This window comes from Solwaraspora sp. WMMD791, assembly GCF_029581195.1.
GTDB lineage: Bacteria > Actinomycetota > Actinomycetes > Mycobacteriales > Micromonosporaceae > Micromonospora_E.
In genome coordinates this window covers 1,269,223-1,289,751 of record NZ_CP120737.1, presented here as the reverse complement: position 1 = coordinate 1,289,751, position 20,529 = coordinate 1,269,223, and the positions used below count along the sequence as shown (strand labels likewise).

Below are 20,529 nucleotides of genomic sequence, written 5' to 3'. Positions count from 1 at the left end.
GCGCGGGCCGGCGTCGACCCCGCCGTTGGACGGGGCCGCTCGTCGTACTTGTGGCCGGTACGCCGCCGCGGTCGGCTGCGTACGATCGCGGTGTGCGTGCGCTGCTGCGGTCGGTGTGGGGCGAGCCCCGCGTCGCCGACCCGCCGACACGGGTCTGGCGGGACTGGGTGCTGCTCGGCGCGGTCTGGGTCGCCGCGACCATCGAAGGGCTGCTGCGTACCGACCTGGTGTCGCCCGCGTACTCGTTGATCGTCGCCCTCGTGTTGGCGCCGACGCTGTTGTGGCGCCGGACCAGGCCGCTGCTGATGGTCGCCGTCGCCTTCCCGGTCACCGCCGTGGCCGCGCTGCTGGCCGGCCACGAACCGGAGCTGGTCACCGGTGTCTATTTGCTGATCCTGCCGTACGCGCTGTACCGCTGGGGTTCCGGCCGGCAGATCGTGGCCGGCACGGCGGTCATCCTGGCCAAGATGGGCCTGTCGGCGGCGGTCGGCCACCTCGACCTCGCCGACGTGGTCGGCGGGACGGTGGTGGTGTCCGCCGCGATGGCCGTGGCCACCGCCCTGCGGTACCGGGCGACGCTGTGGGCCCGCGAACTCGACCAGGCCAAGTCGGCCGAACGGGAACGGCTCGCCCGCGACCTGCACGACACGGTGGCCCACCACGTGTCGGCGATGGCGATCCGCGCCCAGGCGGGCATCGCGGTGGCACCGACCCGACCGGCGGCGGCCCTCGACGCGCTGGCGGTGATCGAGGCCGAGGCGACCCGCGCCCTGGCCGAGATGCGGCTGATGGTGCGCGGCCTGCGCCACGGCGAACCCGCCGGACACTTGGCCCCGGCGGACCTCACCCCGAACCCCGGAATCGGCGACGTCGCCAGACTCGCCAGCCGGACGCAGCCCGGCCCGGTCGTCGACGTCTCCCTGCACGGCGACGTCGATGACATCCCGTCGACCGTCGCGACCGCGGTCTACCGGCTGGCCCAGGAGTCGGTGACCAACGCCCGCCGGCACGCCCGGCACGCCACCCGGATCGAGGTCCGCGTCGACGTCGACGCAGACGCGGTACGGCTGCGGGTCAGCGACGACGGCGACACCGGCACGGCGCGGCCCGCCGCCACCGGCGGCTTCGGCATCGTCGGCATGACCGAGCGGGCGGCCCTGCTCGGCGGCACCTGCGACGTGGGACCGCGCCCTGATCGGGGCTGGACCGTCGCCGTGGCCCTGCCCCGCCAGGCCCCGGCCGGTCGGTCAGGGACGTGACCATCCGGGTGGTCGTCGCCGACGATCAGGAGATCGTCCGGACCGGGCTGACGATGATTCTCGACGCCCAGCCGGGCATCGAGGTCGTCGGCGAGGCGGCCGACGGCCGCCGGGCGGTCGACCTCGCCCACCGGTTGCGTCCCGACGTGTGCCTGTTCGACATCCGGATGCCCGATGTGGACGGCATCGAGGCCACCCGTCGCCTCGCCGGCCCCGGCGTCGTCGACCCGCTCGCCGTGGTCGTCATCACCACCTTCGACCTCGACGAGTACGTCTACGCGGCGCTGCGCGCGGGTGCCCGGGGCTTCCTGCTCAAGGACGCCGGCACGGCGCTGCTCACCCAGGCCGTCCGGGCCGCCGCCGCCGGTGACGCGCTCATCGCGCCGGCCGTCACCACCCGGCTGCTCAGCGCCTTCGCCGCCGCCGGTCCGGTGGCACCGGCCCGCCAACCGCTCGACCCGTTGACCGACCGCGAGGAGCAGGTGCTCGTCGCCGTCGCCCGTGGCCGCACCAACACCGAGATCGCCGGCGAGCTGTACATCAGCCTCAGCACGGTCAAGAGCCACCTCGCGGCCCTGATGACCAAGCTCGGCGTCCGCAACCGGGTCGAGGTCGCGATCTGGGCGTACGAGACCGGCCGGGTCCGCGCCGGCCTCGACCGGCCGACGTAGCGTGCGACGCGCGGGCCTGTCACTGCGGATCCGACCGCTGCGCGAGCAGGTCCGCCTCGGTCAGCCGGCCGGACAACCGACCGGCCTCGTGGATGTCGTCCACACTCATCTGCGCCACGAAACCGTGGGCCTCGTGGATGCCGTCACCGCTGCCGACGTCGAGCATCGCCAGGCACCAGCGCAGCGCCTGCACCAGGTCGACCGGCCCGCCGAAGCCGTCGCGGTACCAGCAGGCCGCCGCCAGCATGCTGCCCTTGTCGCCAGCGTCGGCACCACGGACGTACCAGCGCAGGGCCTCCTCGTCGAGGTCCTGCTCGCTGAGCCGGTCACCGAGCCGGGGGTACGCCTCGACGACGCCGTTCGTCGCGGCGCGGCGCAGCCACGTCACCGTCCCGGGGGAGTCGGGGTGCAGCACCGCGAGGTTGAACGCGGCCGGGCCGTCACCCGCGTCCGCCGCCGACCGGTACAGCTCGGCGGCCCGGTGTACGTCCAGGTCTGTGCCGATGCCGCGTTCGACCAGGAACCCGAGGGTCCGCTGCGCGACCGGGTCGCCCTGGCCCGCCGAAGCGGTCAGCAGTGGCACCGCGGCTGTCGGATCGTCGAGATGAAAGGCCAGGATCACCCCGAGCAGGGTCTGCGCCCGCTGATCGGCCGCCGTCCGTTCGCGCAGCCGGGGCACGAGTCGTGCCAGTTCCTGGCCGACCGTGGTGTCGCCGGACTTCGCGGCCTCCAGGTACCAGAACGCCGCCTCGGCCGGATCGTCCCCGCGCCGCGCGTACAGGGCACCCAGATCACGCATCGCCGGTGCCTGGCCGTCGGCGGCCGCCGCCCGCCAGTGCCGCTCGGCCTCGGCGTCGTCGGCGGGCACACCCTGACCGTGGGCGTACATCAGGCCGACCATCCGGCGGGCGTCGGCGCTGCCCAGCTCGGCCGAGCGCAGGTACCAGGTCAGCGCGGCCGCGTCGTCGCGATCGCCACCACGCCCGGTGGCGTACAGCGCCGCCAGGTTGTACGCGGCGTCGGCGCTGCCGAGTGCGGCGGCCTGCGCGTACAGCCGCCGCGCCCGCGAGGGGTCGGCCGGCTCGCCGTCGCCGCCGGCCAACTGCCCCAACAGCAGCAGCGCCCGCGGGTCCGCCCCGGCCGATTCGAGGTGGGCCCGGGCGGCGGCGACGTCGCGACGCCCGAGGCAGATCAGTCCCTGTTCGTACGCCCGCCATGCCACGGCGGGCAGTGTACGACCGCGCGTCAGCCGACCCGGGTCAGGCGTACCGCGTCGGCGACGATGTGGCCGCCGGCGGGGGCCCACCGGCTCACCCCGACCACCGGCCGCCGGCCCGCCGCCAGCGCGAAGACGCCCAGCTCCCGCCAGCGGCCGCCGTCGGTGCGCTGATCCACCGGCCGGCTGACCAGCCCGGTGGTGGTCTGCACCAGGTGTGGCGCGGCCGGGTGGTAGCCGGACGCCGCCGGATGCCACACGTCGACCCGGTAGCTGCCGGCCGCCGGCACGGTGACGGTGAACCAGGCCGGGTCGCTGACCGGCTGCGGGCTGGTGAACCGGTAGTCGGTGCCGTAGCGTCCGGCGGACCAGCTCGACGTGCCCCAGGCGGCGCTGGCGGTGAACCCGCCCGGCGTGCGGTTGTCGACGATCACGCTGAACGCGTCGCTGCCGGCGGCCAGCACCCGCGCCGGCCCGCCCGGGCTCTCCCGGTGCTGGCGGTCCAGAGCGGTGACCAGATACGTGTACGCAGAACCGTGCGCCGCCGTCACGTCGGTGAAGGAGCCGCCGGTGCCGGTGGCCCGTACCGTCGCCAGCAGGTGCCGGGCGTCGTCGAACGCGGTCGGGTCGGCCGCGTCGGTGCCGGGGCAGCGGTAGAGCGCGTACGCCGTCGGGACGGCGGCGCCGGTGGCGGCGAGCCAGTCCAGCCGTACCCCGGCCGGGGTGCGGGTCGCGGCGGTGATCGCCGGCGGCGGCGGTGCGACGCCCGGGGCCGGCACGCCGCCGCGCCCGGCCGCGACCGGCAGCAGCGCGGGCCGGGGGTAGTGCTCGGCGACCAGCCGGCTGACCCCGCCGAGCCGGTCGGCGCGCACGTCCTTGCCGCTGAACTGCAGGTCGCCGCGGACCTGCGGGTAGCTGTGGTGCAGCGTCAGGTGCCGGCTCAGTTCGGCCGGGTCCTGCCAGGCCGGGTCCTGCCCGGCGACGCCGACCCGGTACGTCGACTGGCCGACGAGCAACTGCACACTGGTGCCTGACACCGTCGCGGACCACCAGCGGACCAGCTCGGCGTAGTCGGCGGCCGGGTGACCGATGTGCCAGTACAGCTGCGGCACGATGTAGTCGATCCACTGTTCCCGCACCCAGCGGCGGCTGTCGGCGTAGATCGCGTCGTAGGACTGCAACCCGTTCGTCCGCGAACCGAGCGGGTCGGTGGCGGCGTTGCGCCAGATGCCGAACGGGCTGATGCCGAAGCGCACCCACGGCTTGACCGCCCGCAGCCGGTCGCTCATCTGCGCGACGAGCTGGTCGACATTGTGCCGGCGCCACGCGGCGACGCTGTCGAAGCCGGCCCCGTACGCGGCGAAGCTGGCCTGGTCGGCGAAGACCTCCCCGGCGACCGGGTACGGGTAGAAGTAGTCGTCCCAGTGCAGCGCGTCGATGTCGTAGCGGGTGACCGCGTCGAGCATCGCGTCCTGGACGAAGGACCGTACCGCCGGTTGGCCCGGGTCGTAGTAGAGCCGGCCGGCGTACGCGATCACCCACTCCGGGTTGCGGCGGGCCGGATGGCCGGCGACCAGCCGGGTCGGGTCGGCGTGGTTGGCGACCCGGTACGGATTGCACCAGGCGTGCAGCTCCAGGTTGCGGGCGTGCGCCTCGTCGACCAGGTATCGGAGTGGGTCGTAGCCGGGGTGGCCGCCCTGCTGCCCGGTGAGCACCGCCGACCACGGCTCGTACGGCGACGGCCAGAACGCGTCGGCGCTCGGACGCACCTGTACGACGACGGCGTTGCAGCGCAGTTGCCGGGCCAGGTCGAGCCAGCCGCGTAGCTCCGCCTGCTGGGCGTCCGGCGCCAGTCCGGGTCGGCTCGGCCAGTCCAGGTTGGCGACCGTCGCCAGCCAGAAGCCCCGGAACTGCCGCTTCGGCGGAGGACCTGCTGCTGACATGGCCGCAAGGGTGGCGCACGTACCGTTACCGCACCGTCGCGCCTGCGGCATTGGCCGGTCAACGACAACCGCTGGTCATGGTGGTCAGGGCCGGTACGGACCGTCGTCTACAGTCGACCGCCCCGCCGCTCAGGCGAGACGGACAGACGTCGTGTCGCCCCGGGTGGCCAGCCACCAGCCGGCGGTGGCGACCACACCGACCAGCGCGGCGAAGCCGAACGGGGCGGCCAGCCCGACCCCGGCGGCCAGCGCGCCACCGAGCAGTGCGCCGCCGCCGGCGCCACCGTAGATCAGCGTCTTGGACGCCGCCGTTACCCGCCCCAGTAGTCCGTCCGGTACGGTGCGCTGCCGCAGCGTCGCCGCGCAGATGTTCAGCACCGCGAACGCGCCGCTGGACACCACGGTCACCGCCACCGCCACCCAGATCTGCGGTACGGCGATGAGCAGCGCCGGCACCCCGGCGGTGACCGCGAGTGAGACGGCCAGCACCAGCCGGTGCCGGCGGCCGGCGACCAGCCGGTCGGCCAGGAACGCCCCGGCCAGGCCGCCACCTGCTCCAGCGGACAGCAGCAGGCCGTAGCCGAGCGCGCCGACACCGAGCACGTCCCGGGCGTACAGCAGGAAGATCGCGAACCAGGCCGCGTCGGCGGCGGCGACCGCCGCGACCACCACGGCCAGGGCGCGCAGCGTCCGGTGGTGGGCCAGCCAGCGCAGCCCGGCCCGGATGCTCGGGCCGACCGTCGTGGCGGCGGCCGCCGCCGTGGCCGTGGGGGTACGGACCAGGCTCAGCGGCAACGTCAGCACCAGCATCACAGCGAGCGCCAGGCTGGCCCCGTTGGCCGCGAACGGTACGGCCGCGCCGACGACGAACAGCGCGGCGCCGACCGGTGGGCCGACGAACTCGTTGCCGACGATCGTGCCGGCGGTGAGCCGGCCGTTGGCCCGCTCCAGCGCGGCCGGCGGCACCAGTTTCGGCACGGCCACCTGGCCGGCGGTGTCGCGTACCGCCTCGCCGACGCCGAGACCGAACGCGCAGACCGCGACCAGGGCGATCGTGGCGGTGCCGGTGGCCACCGTCGCCACCAGGGCCACCAGCAGCAGGGCGCGTACCGTGTCGGCGACGGCGAGCAGCGTACGGGGTGCCACCCGGTCGGCGAGCGCGCCAGCGGCCAGCCCGGCGACGAGCCAGGGCAGGGTCTGCGCGGTGGCGACGACGGCCAGCCCGAGCGGATCCCCGGTCAGCGACAGGGCCAGCAGCGGGAACGCGGCGACCCGGATCCCGTCACCGATGTTGGCGAGGGTGGCTGCGCTCCAGAACCGCCAGAACGGCCGGCCGAGCGGGGGTGACTGTGGCATCCGTACATCATGCACCGGACGGTCAGAGCCGTTGCCACAGTGCCGGTACGTTCGGTGGTTCCCAGCCGACGAGTGCGGTGTGCGCCTGCCGGCACCGGTAGCTGACGCCGGCGTAGCTGACGACGGCACCGACCTGGTACGTGGTGCCGGCGGCCCAGGTGCCGCCTGGCTGGCCGGGTGGCGCGGTGGTCGGGGGCGCGGTGGTCGGGGGCGTGGTGGTCGGCGGTGGTGGCGTCGGGGTGGGTGACGGCGGGGGTGGCGGGGTCGGCGACGGGCCGGGCCCGGCACCGATCTGGACGTCCACGCAGGAGTAGAAGGCGTTCGCGGTGTCGGCGATGTTCCAGGTCGCCAGCACCTTCTGCCGGCCGGTGCGGCCGCCGAGGTTCACGGTGTGCGACACGGTGGCGGCGGGCTGTCGGCCGCCGTCGTCGAACACCGCGATCCGGGTGCCGCCGACGAAGTACTCCCAGGTGCTGGTGGCATGCCGGGCGGTCAGCGTCCAGGTGAAGGTGACCGACCCGCCGACCGTGGTGGCCGGCCAGTTGACGCTGTCGTCGTCGAGGATGGCGAAGCGGCTCACCCCGCCGTGGCAGGTGCGTTGGCCCTTGGGGCCTTCGACGCTCTGCGGTTCCCACACGATCGGGCCGCAGTTCGCGACCCGGCCCTGCGCGCACATCGCCTGGCGGCTGGGCGGGTAGGAGACGTAACCGTGGGCGCTGGCCGGGGTGGCGATCAGCAGGGTGCCGAGGATGGTGCCGGTGGCGAGCAGGGGCAGGATGATCCGTCGTCGCATGGGGCGCTCCGCACGTCGTGGGTGGCGGTGGGGCGGCCGGCCGTGTCGACGAAGTTAGCGTAAAGACTCTTAACAGTAAAGAATATGAACGAATAATTTCGATACGTCGACGAATGTCAGTCGACCGTGCGACGGTCAGCCGACGGTACGTCCGTGCCGGTCGCGGGCCTTGATCCGGGTGATCGGCATCTCCGGTGCCGGCAGCGGGGCGTCCACGCAGCCGGTCACCGTACCGAACCGCCGGCCGGCCGCCCAGTCGTCGCGGGCCGCGACCAACTCCTCGTGGCTACGGGCGACGAAGTTCCACCACATGACGAGCGGCTCGTCGAACGGCTCACCGCCGAGCAGGAACAGCCGGGCCGGGCCGTCGGTGGTCACCGTCGTGCCCGACCGGCCCTCGCCCAGGTAGAGCAGCCCGCCCGGGGCCAGCTCCACCCCGTCGACCCGTGCTGTGCCGGACATCGCCAGGAGGGCGTACTCGAAATCGATGCGCAGCGTCAGCGCGACGGGCGCGTCGGTGCCGATGTCCACCTGTGCTCCGACGATGGGGCTGGACATCTCGGCCGGGGACCGGACACCGGCGTACTCGCCGACCACCACGGTGATCCGCGCGTCGTCGGCACCGACCTGCGGCAACGCGGCATGGTGGTCGAACCGGGGCGCGCCGTGCCGGGCGGCTTCCGGCAAGGCCACCCACAGCTGCAGCCCGTGCATCACCGGTGGATGGGCCGGCGGCGACTGCTCCGAGTGGGCGATGCCGTGCCCGGCGGTCATCAGGTTGAGCTGCCCCGGCACGATCGGCTGCACGCTGCCCAGGCTGTCGCGGTGCAGGATCTCACCGTCGACGAGCCAGGTCACCGTCTGCAGCCCGGTGTGCGGGTGCGGCGGGATCTGCATGCCGGGCCGCCCGGCCACGTCGTCCGGCCCGAAGTGGTCGACGAAGCACCAGGCCCCGACCATCCGCCGGGGCCGCTGCGGCAGCAGCCGGCGGACCGTCGTGTAGCGGCCCAACGGCACGTCGTGACCGGGCAGCAGCACGCTCTCCGGCTGCGCGCCGGCGACCACGGTCCCGTCGTACCGGATGCTCTCCGACCCTGCCGCACTCATGCCCCGACCCTACGCGCGGCGCCGCCACGCCGCCCGGTCGACCACGACGGCGTGGTCGACCGGCCTGCCTGCCTCATCCGGCCCGGTCCTCCAGATCGCCCTCGGTGCGCAGGAACACCTCCCGCAGCCCGTCGAGCACCGCCGGGTCGGGGTACTCCCACAGTTTGCGGTCGGCGGCCTCCAGCAGCCGCTCGGTGATGCCGTGCAGCGCCCACGGGTTCGACTCGGTCAGGAACCGCTGATTGACCTCGTCGAGCACGTACGTCTCGGCCAGCTTGTCGTACATCCAGTCGGCCACCACCCCGGCGGTGGCGTCGTAGCCGAACAGGTAGTCGACCGTGGCGGCCAGCTCGAACGCCCCCTTGTAGCCGTGCCGGCGCATCGCCGCCAGCCAGCGCGGGTTCACCACCCGGGCCCGGAAGATCCGCGCGGTCTCCTCGTGCAGCGCCCGGGTGCGCACCGCCTCCGGGCGGGTGCTGTCGCCGATGTACGCCGCCGGGGCCGACCCGGTCAACGCCCGTACCGTGGCGATCATCCCGCCGTGGTACTGGAAGTAGTCGTCGGAGTCGGCGATGTCGTGTTCGCGGGTGTCGATGTTCTTCGCCGCGACCGCGATCCGCCGGTACGCCGACTCCATCTGGTCGCGGGCCGGCGCGCCGTCGAGATCGCGGCCGTAGGCGTAACCACCCCAGACCGCGTACACCTCGGCCAGGTCGGCGTCGTCACGCCAGTTGCGGCTGTCGATCAGCTGCAGCAGCCCGGCACCGTACGTCCCCGGCTTGGAGCCGAAGATCCGCATGGTGGCCCGCCGGGTGTCGCCGTGGGCGGCCAGGTCGGCGCGGGCGTGTGCCGCGACGAAGTTCACCTCGTCGGGCTCGTCGAGGGCCGCGACCAGCCGGACCGCGTCGTCCAACATGGCCACCACGTGCGGGAACGCGTCGCGGAAGAAGCCCGAGATCCGTACCGTCACGTCGATGCGGGGCCGGCCCAGCTCCGCCGCCGGGATCACCGTGACGCCGGTCACCCGCCGCGACGCCTCGTCCCACACCGGCCGTACGCCGAGTAGCGCCAGCACCTCGGCGATGTCGTCGCCGGAGGTCCGCATCGCCGACGTGCCCCACACCGACAGTCCCACCGAACGGGGCCAGTCACCGGTGTCGGCCCGGTAGCGGGCCAGCAGCGACTCGGCCATCGCCTGCCCGGTCTCCCAGGCCAGCCGGCTCGGCACCGCCTTCGGATCCACCGAGTAGAAGTTGCGTCCGGTCGGCAGCACGTTGATCAACCCGCGCAGCGGTGACCCGCTCGGCCCGGCCGGCACGTACCCGCCGGCCAGCGCGTGCGCGACGTGGGTCAGCTCGTCGGTGGTGCGGGCCAGCCGGGGCACCACCTCGGTCGCCGCGAAGCGCAGGATCCGGATGACCAGCGCGGCCCGTTCGTCGTCGCCGCCGAGCACGCCCGTGGCGACCTCGGTGGCGGCGTCCGGCCGCCAATCGTGCTCCTCCATCGCCGCGACCAGCTCCCGGGCGGTCGCCTCGGCGGCGTCGGTGCCGTCGCGGTCGGTGCCGGACTCGTCCAGGCCCAGCGCCTCCCGCAAGCCCGGCAGCGCCGCGACCTGCCCGGCCCACATCTGCCGGGCCCGCAGCATCGCCAGCACCAGATCGACCCGGGCCGCGCCGACCGGTGCCGCGCCGAGCACGTGCAGCCCGTCGCGGATCTGCACGTCCTTGACCTCGCAGAGCCATCCGTCGACGTGTAGCAGGAAGTCGTCGAACTCGGCGTCGTGCGGCCGGTCGTCCAGACCGAGGTCGTGGTCGAGCCGGGCGGCCTGGATCAGCGTCCAGATCTGCGCCCGGATCGCCGGCAGTTTCGCCGGGTCCAGGGCGGCGATGTTCGCGTGCTCGTCGAGCAGCTGCTCCAGCCGGGCGATGTCGCCGTAACTGTCCGCCCGAGCCATCGGCGGCACCAGATGGTCGATCAGGGTGGCGTGCGCCCGCCGTTTGGCCTGGGTGCCCTCGCCGGGGTCGTTGACCAGGAACGGGTAGATCAGTGGCAGATCACCGAGGGCGGCGTCCGGCCCGCAGGCGGCGCTGAGCCCGACCGTCTTGCCCGGTAGCCACTCCAGGTTGCCGTGCTTGCCGACGTGCACCACGGCGTGCGCGCCGAAGCCGTGCTCCAGCCACCGGTACGCGGCCAGGTAGTGGTGGCTCGGCGGCAGATCCGGGTCGTGGTAGATGGCCACCGGGTTGGCCCCGAAGCCGCGCGGCGGCTGCACCAGCAGCACGATGTTGCCGGTACGCAGCGCGGCCAGCACGATCTCGCCGTCCGGATCCCGGGACCGGTCGACGTACAGCTCGCCCGGCGGCGGACCCCAGTGCCGTTCGACCTGTTCGCGCAGCTGCGCCGGGAACTCGGCGTACCAGCGACGGTAGTCGGCGGCCGGGATGCGCACCGGGTTGCCCGTCAGCTGCTCCTCGGTCAGCCAGTCCGGGTCCTGCCCGCCGGCGGCGATGAGCGCGTGCATCAACGCGTCGCCGTCGCCGTCGGTCAGCCCCGGCAGCGCGTCGGGGCCGTCGTGCGGCCCGACGTCGTAACCGGCGTCGCGCAACGTCCCCAGCAGCGCCAGCACACTGGCGGGGGTGTCGAGCCCGACCGCGTTGCCGATCCGGGCGTGCTTCGTCGGGTACGCCGACAGCAGCACGGCGATCCGTTTGTCGCCGGCCGCGACGTGCCGCAGCGCGCCGTGGCGGACCGCGATCCCGGCCACCCGGGCGGCCCGCTGCGGGTCGGCGACGTAGACCGACAGTCCGTCGGCGTCGATCTCCTTGAACGAGAACGGCACGGTGATCAGCCGGCCGTCGAACTCGGGGATGGCCACCTGGGTCGCCGCGTCCAACGGGGACAGCCCGTCGTCGGTGGCCGCCCAGGTCTGCCGGGAGCTGGTCAGGCAGAGTCCCTGCAGGATCGGCACGTCCAGCTCGGCGAGGGCGCCCACGTCCCAGGCGTCGTCGTCGCCCCCGGCGCCGGCGGTCGCCGGTCGGGTCCCGCCGGCAGCCAGCACCGTCACCACCAGGGCATCGGCCTGACGCAGGGTGACCAGCAGCTGTGGGTCGGCCGAGCGCAGCGAGGCGCAGTAGACCGGCAGCGCCCGGCCGCCGGCGGCGTCGACCGCGTCGCACAGCGCGTGCACGAAGCCGGTGTTGCCGGCCAGGTGATGTGCCCGGTAGTAGAGCACCGCCACGGTCGGCCGGCCCGGTCCGTTCGGCGCGCTCGGGCGCTCCGACACGCCCCACTCCGGGGCCGGCTGTGGCGCGGCGAAGCCGTGCCCGGTGAGCAGCACCGTGTCGGACAGGAAACGGTGCAGTTCGGCGAGGTTGGCCGGTCCACCGTGGGCCAGATAGGCGTGGGCCTCGGCGGCCACTCCGGCCGGTACGGTGGAGAGCTCCATCAGGGCGGCGTCGGGCGCCTGTTCGCCGCTGAGCACCACCACGGGGGGTCCGGTGGCCAGCAGCGCGTCCAGCCCGTCCGGCCAGGCCCGGCGGCCGCCGAGCAGCCGGACCACCACGAGGTCGACGCCGGTCAGCAGGGGCGTGAGGTCGTCGACCGACAGCCGGGCCGGGTTCGCCAGGCGCCACTCGGCACCGCTGGCCCGTCCACTCAGCAAATCAGTATCTGAAGTGGACAGAAGTAGCATCATCGGACGCCTGGTCCTCCCTCGGGGTCCGCGCCCCGGGTCGTCGGTCGCGGCGACCGGAGTCTCCTGGCTCCCGGATCGAGGCTCGCCCCGGCCTTCCCGCCCCGTGGATCGGGGCCGTGGCCGTCGGTGGGGTCCGCTCCCCGGTGACAGTGGCGGGACCGCGCCGGAATCACACCGGCTTCCTCCACGTGCCGCCGCAGCTGGCTACCGACCACTGTCACGACCCGTGGACGTTTCGTCAAGGTGTGATCTATTCGCCGCGAGGGCGTCGCCCGCCGGTGGCAGCCCGTAGTATCCGCCGCGTGCCCGCCTCGCCGTCGCCGCCCGTCCGGGGCGGCCCCGACGCCTGCCCCGGAGCGCTGCAGCTGCATCCGGCCGCTGACGGTCTGCTGGCCCGGGTCCGCTGCCCCGGTGGGCTGCTCACCACCGGCCAGCTGACCACACTGGCCGCAGCCGCCCGTGACCTCGGCGACGGGCACCTGGAGCTGACCAGCCGGGCGAACCTGCAGTTGCGGGGGGTGGCCGCCGACGCAGCCGGGGTACTCGCCGGCAGGCTGAGCGCGGCCGGGCTGCTGCCCGCACCCGGACACGACCGGGCCCGCAACATCCTCGGCGCTCCGCTTGCCGGTGTGGACAGCACTCCCCGGTGGGACGTCGCGGCGCAGGTCCGCGCCCTCGACACGGCGATCTGCGCACAGCCGGACCTGGCCCGGCTGTCCGGCCGGTTCCTGTTCGCCGTCGACGACGGCCGGGGCGCCACCGTCGCGGCGCGCCCCGACGTGGGCCTGCTGCCCCGCGCGGACGGCCGGGTCGGGATCTGGCTCGCCGGGGTCGACCACGGCCTACGGACCGCGCCGACCGACGCGGTCCGGGTGGCGGTCGCCGCCGCCCGGATCTTCCTCGCCGACGGACGGGCCGTGGCCGGCAGGATCTGGCGCATCGGTGACCTGGCCGCTGCCGAACTGGCCCGGATCGTCGCGGCGCTCGCCACCACGCCGGGGGTGCACCGGACGCTGGCGGCCGATCCGCCGCCGGCACCGCGACAGCCCGGCGTACCACCGGTGGGCGTGCTGCGCCGCCCCGACGGTGACCACGCGCTCGCGCTCGCCGTACCGCTGGGCCGGCTCACCGCCGCGCAGGCCGACCTGCTCGCCGCCGCCGCCCCACAGCTGCGGATCACCCCGTGGCGGGCGGTGGTGCTTCCCCGGCTCACCGACGCACCGGGCTGGGCGCACCGGCTGCACCGCGCGGGCCTCGGCACCGAACCCGGGTCGCCGTGGCTCGGTGTCACCGCCTGCGCGGGCCGGCCCGGCTGCGCCCGGTCCCGGGCCGACGTGCGGGCCGACGCGGCAGCGACGCATGCCACGCGGCCGACCCCGACCGGCGGCGGCGGGTACCTGCCGGTGCACTGGATCGGCTGCGAACGCGGCTGCGGCACCCCGGCGGGACCGGTGCTGCGGGTGCTCGCCACCGGCGACGGCTACCAGGTGAGCGCGCCCGGCCGACCCACCGTCCACGTCCCGCCAGGGGCGGCGCTGGCCGCCGCCGTCCGTACCGCACGCGAGGAGCCGTGATGGACCACGTCCGCGACGGGGCCGAGATCTACCGGCAGTCGTTCGCCACCATCCGCGCCGAGGCCGATCTGAGCCGGCTCACCGCCGAACAGGCCCGGGTCGCCGTCCGGATGATCCACGCCTGCGGGATGGTCGACCTGGTCGACGACCTGGTCTTCTCGCCGCAGGTGGTGGCGGCGGCCCGGGCAGCGCTGCGCGCCGGAGCGCCGATCCTCTGTGACGCCACGATGGTGGCCGCCGGGGTCACCCGACGCCGGCTGCCGGCCGCCAACCCGGTGCTGTGCACCCTGACCGACCACCGGGTGCCCGCGCTGGCGGACAAGCTCGGCACCACCCGCAGCGCCGCCGCCGTCGAGTTGTGGGTCGACCACCTCGACGGCGCGGTGGTGGCCGTCGGCAACGCGCCGACCGCGCTGTTCCGGCTGCTGGAGCTGGTCGACGCCGGCGCCGGCCGGCCGGCGGCGGTGCTCGGCGTACCGGTCGGCTTCATCGGCGCGGCCGAGTCCAAACAGGCCCTGATCGACCACGGTGGACTGGAACACCTGGTGGTCCGGGGCCGGCGCGGCGGCAGCGCGATGGCCGCGGCCGCGCTCAACGCGATCGCCAGCGACGACGAGGGACAGGTGGGGCATTGAGCACGCGGCGCGACGGACCGGGTCGACTGTACGGCGTGGGCGTCGGCCCCGGTGACCCGGAACTGGTCACCGTGAAGGCGGCACGACTGATCACCGCCGCCGACGTGATCGTGCACCACAGCGCCCGGCACGGCCGCAGCGTCGCCCGGTCCATCGCCGAGCCGTACCTGCGCGCCGGACAGATCGAGGAGGCGCTGGTCTACCCGGTGACCACCGAGCGCAGCACCCACCCCGGCGGCTACCGGGCGGCGCTGGACGAGTTCTACGCCGACTGCGCCCGGCGGCTCGCCGCCCACCTCGACGCCGGTCGGACCGTGGTCGTGCTCGCCGAGGGCGACCCGCTGTTCTACGGCTCCTACATGCACCTGCACAAGCGGCTGGCCGACCGGTACCCGACCGAGGTGGTGCCCGGGGTCACCTCGATGAGCGGGGCGGCCGCCGCGCTCGGCCGGCCGCTGGTCGAGGCCGACGAGGTGCTGACCGTCCTGCCGGGCACCCTCGACGGCGGGGAACTGACCCGACGGCTGGCCGACACCGACGCGGCCGCCGTACTCAAGCTGGGTCGGACCTTCCCGGCGGTCCGCGACGCGTTGACCGCCGCCGGCCGCCTCGACGACGCCTGGTACGTCGAGCGGGCCAGCACCGGTGGGCAACGCGTCGCGCCGCTGGCCGACGTCGACCCGGCGACGGTGCCGTACTTCTCTCTCGCGCTGCTGGCCAGCCGACGCGGCGGCACCGTCCCGTCGAGCCCCGCCGAGCCGGAGCGGCCGGCCCGGGGCGAGGTGGTGGTGGTCGGCCTCGGACCGGCCGGCCGGGACTGGATCACCCCGCAGGCCCAGGCCGCCCTCGCGGCCGCCGACGACCTGGTCGGCTACGGACCGTATCTGGACCGGGTGCCGGCCAACCCCCGGCAACGCCGGCATCCGTCGGACAACCAGGTCGAGGCCAAGCGGGCCGCGCACGCGCTGCAGTTGGCGGCCGACGGCGCCCGGGTCGCGGTGGTCTCCTCCGGCGATCCCGGGGTGTTCGCGATGGCCACGGCGGTGCTGGAGGTCGCCGCCGAGCCCCGCTGGAAGGACGTACCGGTCCGGGTGCTGCCCGGCGTGACCGCCGCCCAGGCGGTGGCCAGCCGGGTCGGGGCACCACTCGGGCACGACTACTGCGTGCTGTCGTTGTCGGACCGGCTCAAGCCCTGGCCGGTGATCGAGCGGCGGCTGCTCGCCGCCGCCCGCGCCGATCTGGTGATCGCGATCTACAACCCGGCGTCGCGCAGCCGGACCTGGCAGCTGGCCAGGGCCCGGGATCTGCTGCTGGAGCACCGGTCGGCGCACACCCCGGTGGTGCTGGGCCGCGACGTCGGCGGCCCGGGCGAACGCGTCGACGTGGTGGCGTTGGCCGATCTGGATCCGGCCACGGTCGACATGCGGACCCTGCTGATCGTCGGTTCGTCGGCGACCCAGGTCAGCCATGGCACAGCCGCGACGCCGGTGGTGTTCACCCCACGGCACTACCCGGGCTGAGCACCGGTCGCCGCGGGAAGGTCGGCCAGCCAGGTCAGGGCGGATTCGACGTCGGCGACCGTCGGCGCGGGTGGCGCGGCGGCCCGGTCGACCATCAGCACCGGCAGTCCGAGTTCGCGGGCGGCGACCAGTTTGGCGTACGTCTCGTCGCCGCCACTGTCCTTGGTCACCAGGACGTCGATGGCGTGCGTACGCATCAGCGCCCGCTCACCATCCACCGTGTACGGACCACGGTCGAGTAGCAGCACCCGGTCGGCCGGCAGCGGCGGCTGCGGCGGGTCCACCGTACGGATCAGGAAGAAGATCCCGGCCAGCGGGGCGAAGGCGGCCAGGCTCTGCCGTCCGGTGGTGAGCATCGCCCGGGTGCCCAGCCGGGGCAGGGTGGCGGCGGCCGCGCCCAGGTCCGGCACCCGGTGCCAGACGTCGCCCGCACCGGCGACCCAGCCGGGGCGGCGCAGCACCAGCAGCGGCGTGCGGGTCCGCGCGCAGGCCCGCACGGCCGAGGCGGAGATCCGGGTGGCGAACGGGTGGGTGGCGTCCACCACCGCGCCAATGCGTTCGACCCGCAGCCAGCGGGCCAGCCCGTCCGGTCCGCCGAAGCCACCGACGCGGGTCTCGCCGTGCGGCAGCCGGGGCCGGGCGACCCGACCGGCCAGCGAGGTCACCACCCGCGCCGCCGGGTCGGCCGCCAACGCGGCGGCGAGCTGACGGGCCTGGGTGGTGCCGCCGAGAATGAGCACCCGGGGACCACCGGCCGGGCCGGGCCGGTGACCGGTCACCGCCGGCACCGGTCGGCGCTGTACAGGTGGCTGTCGGGGAAACCGGCGGCGGTGAGTACCGCGCCGACGACGATCACGGCGGTACGGACGATGCCGGCGGCGTGCACGGCGGCGGCGATGTCGGCCAGGGTGCCGCGCAACACCACCTCGTCGGGCCGGCTGGCCCGCGCCACCACCGCCACCGGACAGTCCGCGCCGTAGTGCGGCACCAGGTCGGCGACGACCGCGTCGATCCGCTGCACCGCCAGGTGCAGCACCAGGGTCGCCCGGCTGGCGCCGAGGACGGCCAGCTCCTCACCGGGGGGCATCGGGGTCGACCTGGCCGACACGCGGGTCAGGATCACCGTCTGCCCGACCTCGGGAACGGTCAACTCCCGGCCGAGCGCGGCGGCCGCGGCGGCGAACGCCGGCACCCCCGGCACGATGCGGTACGGCACCCCGGCCGCCGCCAACCGGCGGATCTGCTCGGCGACGGCGCTGAACACCGACGGGTCACCGGAGTGCAGCCGGGCCACGTCGTGCCCGGCCGCGTGCGCGTCGACCATCTCGGTGACGATCTCGTCGAGGGTCAGGCGGGCCGTGTCGACCAGCCGGACGTCGGCTGGGCAGTGGGCGAGCAGTGCGGTCGGTACGAGGCTGCCGGCGTACAGACAGACCGGGCTGGTCGCGATGACCTCGCGGCCACGGACGGTGATCAGATCGGCGGCACCGGGGCCGGCCCCGACGAAGTGGACGGTCATCGGCGGTGCACCACCCACTGGGTGACCGGCATCGCCGGGCGCCAACCGGTGAAGCCGCCGACCGGCGCGGCCCGACTGATCGCGATCCGGGTGAGGTCCCCGCCGTGGCGGGCGTACCAGTCGGCGAGGAGCACCTCGGACTCCATGGTGACCGCGTTGGCGACCAGCCGCCCACCCGGCCGCAGCGCCGCCCAGGCGGATTCGAGCAGCCCGGTGGCGGTCACCCCGCCGCCGACGAAGACCGCGTCCGGTGGCGGTAGTCCGGCCAGCGCGGCCGGGGCGTCGGCGACGAGGACCCGCACCCCTGGTACGCCGAGCGCGGCAGCGTTGCTGGTGATCCGCTCGGCGCGCCGAGGGTGCCGTTCGACGGCGATCGCGCGGCATTGCGGGTGCACCCGGGCCCATTCGATGGCGATGCTGCCCGAGCCGGCACCGATGTCCCAGAGCAGCTGTCCCGGTGACGGGGCCAGCCGGGCCAGGGTGATCGCCCGGACCTCCCGCTTGGTCAGCTGACCGTCGTGCTGGTAGGCGTCGTCGGGCAGTCCCGGCACGGTCGGCAGGGTCGCCGCGTCCGGTGCGGCCCGGCAGTGCACGGCGACCACGTTGAGTGGATCGGCCTGTGGGCCGGCCCAGTCCGCTGCGGTGCCGACCCGGATCCGTTCGCTGGGGCCGCCGAGCTGTTCGAGCAGGGTCAGGGTGCTCGGGCCGTAGCCGCGGGCGGTGAGCAGCGCGGCCACCTCGCCGGGGGTGTGCGGGCCGGCGCTGAGCACCAGCAGCCGCCGGTCGGGCTGCACCCGTGGGTGCAGCAGCTGTACCGGGCGTCCGACGGTGCTGACCACGTCGGTCTCCTCGACCGGCCAGCCGAGACGGGCGCAGGCCAGCGAGGCCGCCGACGGGTGCGGCACCGCGTGGACCCGGTCGGCACCGACGAGTCGCACCAGCGTGGCGCCGATGCCGAAGTGCATGGGGTCGCCACTGGCCAGCACGACGAGCCGGCGCCCCTGATGCTCGTCGAGCAACCGGGGCAGGTGGGTCAGCAGCGGGGTGGGCCAGGTGACGGTCGTCGCCGGCCGGTGCGGTGGCGGCACCGCGTCGATCTGCCGTCGGCTGCCCATGAGGACGTCGGCCCGGCGCAGCGCCGCCCGGCCGGCCCCGCAGAGCCCGTCCCATCCGTCGGCGCCGATGCCGACGACGGTGATCCTGGCGGGCGTGACGGCGGGTGGCATGGCTGCGACCGTAACCGGTGCCCCGGCTGCCGGGATAGTCGCCCTGTCGCCGGTCACGGTCGTCGGGCCGCTGCCGGCTCCGACGGTGCCGGGCGGGACCAGCCGATGCTGGCGGCCCGCCGGGACCTCAGACGTTGCCGAGCCGTCGGGTGATCGTGATCACGATCACCACCCGTTGGGGGTTGGGGCGTGGCACCCGGTACCGCTGGGCGTAGCGCTGCTCCGCGTCCCGTACGGTCTGCGGGTCGTCGTGGACCCGGGCGATGCCTTCCAGCGTCGACCACCGCGCCCCGTCCACCTGGCACACCGCCACTCGGGCACCGCCGGCTCCGCCAGCGCGCACGTGGGCGGCCTTGCGGGATCCGCCGGAGGTGATCACCCGGGCGGTGCCGGTGTCCGGGTCGACGGTCACCCCGACCGGTACGACGTGCGGGGTGCCGTCGCGGCGCAGTGTGGTCAGCGTGCACAGATGTCGCTCGCGCCAGAAGTCGACCAGTGCGTCGCTGAACCAGGATTCCGGTGTGCTCATCAGCGGCATTGTCGCACCGTCGAGCCCGGTCGTCCGGTAGCGGCGCGGCGGGGCCCGTCGCTGAGTGACGACTCACTGACGCAACGGCCACCGGCTGGTCGCCCAAGCAATTGCTAGTCCGCTACAGCGCGTCCAGCGATCCTTTTCGCAGGGTGCGGGAGTAGGGTGTGCAGCCGGGGCGGCGCGCCTTAACGTCGGTCTCCCGCAAGAGTCGGCTGCGTCGCCCCACCTACTTGCCCCGGTTGACCGCCCCGCCGCCTGTCGCGCCGCGACGCCGTCGACCGAGTGTGGCGCTGATCGCATGATGATTTGCCTGTGTCGATCGGCCGGGTGTCGCCCGATCGGGACGGCGGGAAAATCCGCGCAACATCCACCGGGCGGTGTTGAACCGTCCCTGTGGGACCACCGTATGCATGGTCGAGACCCGGCGGAAACCGTCGACGCCTCACCGAAACATTCCGACAGTGTCCGGTGACCCCACGCTCGGGGCGTCATCCGGACACGGGCCGAACGGCCCCCGGGACGCCGTCGATCGAGCGGCGCGGCTACCGGCAGCTGTCCCCAGAAGGGTTGGGTTGTCAGTCCCATGTATTCCCGTACTCCCCGCCGCAAGGTGGACCACCCGGACGCTGCCTCGCCGTTGAACTCGCGGCGCTGGAAGATCGCCGGCACGGTCGGTCTGGCCGCCGTCATCATGGGGGCAGGGCTCGGCCTGGCGTCGGCCGACACCTCCAGCTCGGCCGACGTCGGTACGATCGTCTGCCCGAGCGTGGCCGACCGGTTGCCGGCGGTTCCGGCGGCGGCGCGGGCCGAGGTGGACCGGAACCTGCAGCAGCTGCAGACGCAGATCGACGAGGCGAACGCGCGGCTGGTCAGCAGCCAGGGTCAGGGTGGTCCGAACTTCGTCGACAACGCGATCCTCGGGCCACTGGAGGACAAGCGGACGGCGGCGTTGGAGCGGATCGCGATCTCGATCGGCCGTCAGGGTGCCCGGCCGGTCGGCCTGGAGTCGCTGGCGACCTGCCAGCTGGTAGCCGGATCGGCGGCCGGCGGGGGTGCCGCCGCTGAACCGCCCGCCACGGCTGCGGCGCCCGCCGGCAACGGCAACGGCAACAACGGTAACGGTGCCAACACCGGTGCCGGCACGATCGTCTGCCCGAGCGTGGCCGACCGGTTGCCGGCGGTTCCGGCGGCGGCGCGGGCCGAGGTGGACCGGAACCTGCAGCAGCTGCAGACGCAGATCGACGAGGCGAACGCGCGGCTGGTCAGCAGCCAGGGTCAGGGTGGTCCGAACTTCGTCGACAACGCGATCCTCGGGCCACTGGAGGACAAGCGGACGGCGGCGTTGGAGCGGATCGCGATCTCGATCGGCCGTCAGGGTGCCCGGCCGGTCGGCCTGGAGTCGCTCGCGACCTGCCAGCTACAGGGCTGAACCGACCATCACGAACGGGTTCCCGCCGCTCACCCGGGAACCGGCCCCTCCGGTG

At 74.5% G+C, this 20,529-nt stretch carries 16 protein-coding genes and 1 riboswitch; of the genes, 6 read left to right on the top strand and 10 right to left on the bottom strand.

What is annotated here, in order from left to right; translation table 11 throughout:
• Positions 1-92: 92 nt before the first annotated feature.
• Complete coding sequence (locus O7623_RS05475; RefSeq protein ID WP_282227500.1) at positions 93-1,259, top strand: sensor histidine kinase; 1,167 nt, start codon at positions 93-95, stop codon at positions 1,257-1,259.
• Positions 1,256-1,930, top strand: a complete 675-nt coding sequence (locus O7623_RS05470) for a response regulator transcription factor (RefSeq protein WP_282227499.1) — start codon at positions 1,256-1,258, stop codon at positions 1,928-1,930. The genes O7623_RS05475 and O7623_RS05470 overlap by 4 nt, the downstream gene beginning before the upstream one ends.
• Positions 1,931-1,949: 19 nt before the next feature.
• Here the strand turns inward: O7623_RS05470 and O7623_RS05465 are convergent, their stop codons facing one another.
• The 6 genes from O7623_RS05465 to cobN all read right to left on the bottom strand — a co-directional run bounded on the left by O7623_RS05465 (position 1,950) and on the right by cobN (position 12,039).
• Complete coding sequence (locus O7623_RS05465; RefSeq protein WP_282227498.1) at positions 1,950-3,152, bottom strand: tetratricopeptide repeat protein; 1,203 nt, start codon at positions 3,150-3,152, stop codon at positions 1,950-1,952.
• A 23-nt stretch (positions 3,153-3,175) separates the two neighbouring features.
• On the bottom strand, positions 3,176-5,089 hold the full coding sequence (locus tag O7623_RS05460; protein ID WP_282227497.1) for a family 10 glycosylhydrolase: 1,914 nt from the start codon (positions 5,087-5,089) through the stop codon (positions 3,176-3,178).
• 129 nt (positions 5,090-5,218) lie between these two features.
• A complete protein-coding gene (locus tag O7623_RS05455; RefSeq protein WP_282227496.1) occupies positions 5,219-6,445 on the bottom strand; it encodes an MFS transporter in 1,227 nt (408 codons plus the stop codon).
• Between the two features lie 22 nt (positions 6,446-6,467).
• On the bottom strand, positions 6,468-7,238 hold the full coding sequence (locus O7623_RS05450) for a lytic polysaccharide monooxygenase (RefSeq protein ID WP_282227495.1): 771 nt from the start codon (positions 7,236-7,238) through the stop codon (positions 6,468-6,470).
• Between the two features lie 135 nt (positions 7,239-7,373).
• On the bottom strand, positions 7,374-8,345 hold the full coding sequence (locus O7623_RS05445; RefSeq protein WP_282227494.1) for a pirin family protein: 972 nt from the start codon (positions 8,343-8,345) through the stop codon (positions 7,374-7,376).
• 73 nt (positions 8,346-8,418) lie between these two features.
• Positions 8,419-12,039: a cobaltochelatase subunit CobN gene (cobN, locus tag O7623_RS05440; protein ID WP_282227493.1), complete on the bottom strand. Its 3,621-nt coding sequence runs from the start codon at positions 12,037-12,039 to the stop codon at positions 8,419-8,421.
• A 56-nt stretch (positions 12,040-12,095) separates the two neighbouring features.
• A riboswitch (cobalamin riboswitch) is annotated at positions 12,096-12,224 on the bottom strand.
• A gap of 117 nt (positions 12,225-12,341) precedes the next feature.
• Here cobN and cobG point away from each other — a divergent pair.
• Genes cobG through O7623_RS05425 form a run of 3 tightly spaced genes read left to right on the top strand, consistent with a single transcriptional unit; the run spans position 12,342 to position 15,768 of the window.
• Positions 12,342-13,613 (top strand): precorrin-3B synthase, encoded by a 1,272-nt coding sequence (gene cobG / locus O7623_RS05435; RefSeq protein WP_282227492.1) that lies wholly within the window; start codon positions 12,342-12,344, stop codon positions 13,611-13,613.
• On the top strand, positions 13,610-14,248 hold the full coding sequence (locus tag O7623_RS05430; RefSeq protein WP_348775127.1) for a precorrin-8X methylmutase: 639 nt from the start codon (positions 13,610-13,612) through the stop codon (positions 14,246-14,248). Before cobG ends, O7623_RS05430 begins: the two co-directional genes overlap by 4 nt.
• Entirely contained in the window at positions 14,245-15,768 is a 1,524-nt protein-coding gene (locus O7623_RS05425; protein WP_282227490.1) for a precorrin-2 C(20)-methyltransferase, read from the top strand. Before O7623_RS05430 ends, O7623_RS05425 begins: the two co-directional genes overlap by 4 nt.
• On the opposite strand, the gene O7623_RS05420 is transcribed toward O7623_RS05425, so the two are convergent.
• The 4 genes from O7623_RS05420 to O7623_RS05405 form a co-directional block, all read right to left on the bottom strand.
• On the bottom strand, positions 15,756-16,547 hold the full coding sequence (locus O7623_RS05420) for a cobalt-precorrin-6A reductase (RefSeq protein ID WP_282227489.1): 792 nt from the start codon (positions 16,545-16,547) through the stop codon (positions 15,756-15,758). The genes O7623_RS05425 and O7623_RS05420 overlap by 13 nt on opposite strands.
• The gene (cobM, locus tag O7623_RS05415) at positions 16,544-17,287 is read right to left on the bottom strand and encodes a precorrin-4 C(11)-methyltransferase (protein ID WP_282227488.1); all 744 of its coding nucleotides are present in this window, start codon (positions 17,285-17,287) and stop codon (positions 16,544-16,546) included. The genes O7623_RS05420 and cobM overlap by 4 nt, the downstream gene beginning before the upstream one ends.
• Entirely contained in the window at positions 17,284-18,513 is a 1,230-nt protein-coding gene (cbiE, locus tag O7623_RS05410) for a precorrin-6y C5,15-methyltransferase (decarboxylating) subunit CbiE (RefSeq protein ID WP_282227487.1), read from the bottom strand. Before cbiE ends, cobM begins: the two co-directional genes overlap by 4 nt.
• Before the next feature lie 127 nt (positions 18,514-18,640).
• Positions 18,641-19,042: a TIGR03618 family F420-dependent PPOX class oxidoreductase gene (locus O7623_RS05405; RefSeq protein WP_282227486.1), complete on the bottom strand. Its 402-nt coding sequence runs from the start codon at positions 19,040-19,042 to the stop codon at positions 18,641-18,643.
• A 586-nt stretch (positions 19,043-19,628) separates the two neighbouring features.
• Between O7623_RS05405 and O7623_RS05400 the strand changes: the two genes are divergently transcribed.
• Positions 19,629-20,474 carry a hypothetical protein gene (locus tag O7623_RS05400; RefSeq protein ID WP_282227485.1) on the top strand — a complete coding sequence of 282 codons (846 nt, stop codon included), beginning with the start codon at positions 19,629-19,631 and terminating at the stop codon, positions 20,472-20,474.
• Positions 20,475-20,529: the final 55 nt, after the last annotated feature.

Coding starts and splice junctions, on each gene's coding strand:
- O7623_RS05400 (WP_282227485.1), top strand. CDS start 19,629: ATGTATTCCCGTACTCCCCGCCGCAAGGTGGACCACCCGGACGCTGCC.
- O7623_RS05405 (WP_282227486.1), bottom strand. CDS start 19,042: ATGAGCACACCGGAATCCTGGTTCAGCGACGCACTGGTCGACTTCTGG.
- O7623_RS05455 (WP_282227496.1), bottom strand. CDS start 6,445: ATGCCACAGTCACCCCCGCTCGGCCGGCCGTTCTGGCGGTTCTGGAGC.
- cbiE (WP_282227487.1), bottom strand. CDS start 18,513: ATGCCACCCGCCGTCACGCCCGCCAGGATCACCGTCGTCGGCATCGGC.
- O7623_RS05445 (WP_282227494.1), bottom strand. CDS start 8,345: ATGAGTGCGGCAGGGTCGGAGAGCATCCGGTACGACGGGACCGTGGTC.
- O7623_RS05450 (WP_282227495.1), bottom strand. CDS start 7,238: ATGCGACGACGGATCATCCTGCCCCTGCTCGCCACCGGCACCATCCTC.
- cobN (WP_282227493.1), bottom strand. CDS start 12,039: ATGATGCTACTTCTGTCCACTTCAGATACTGATTTGCTGAGTGGACGG.
- O7623_RS05460 (WP_282227497.1), bottom strand. CDS start 5,089: ATGTCAGCAGCAGGTCCTCCGCCGAAGCGGCAGTTCCGGGGCTTCTGG.
- cobM (WP_282227488.1), bottom strand. CDS start 17,287: ATGACCGTCCACTTCGTCGGGGCCGGCCCCGGTGCCGCCGATCTGATC.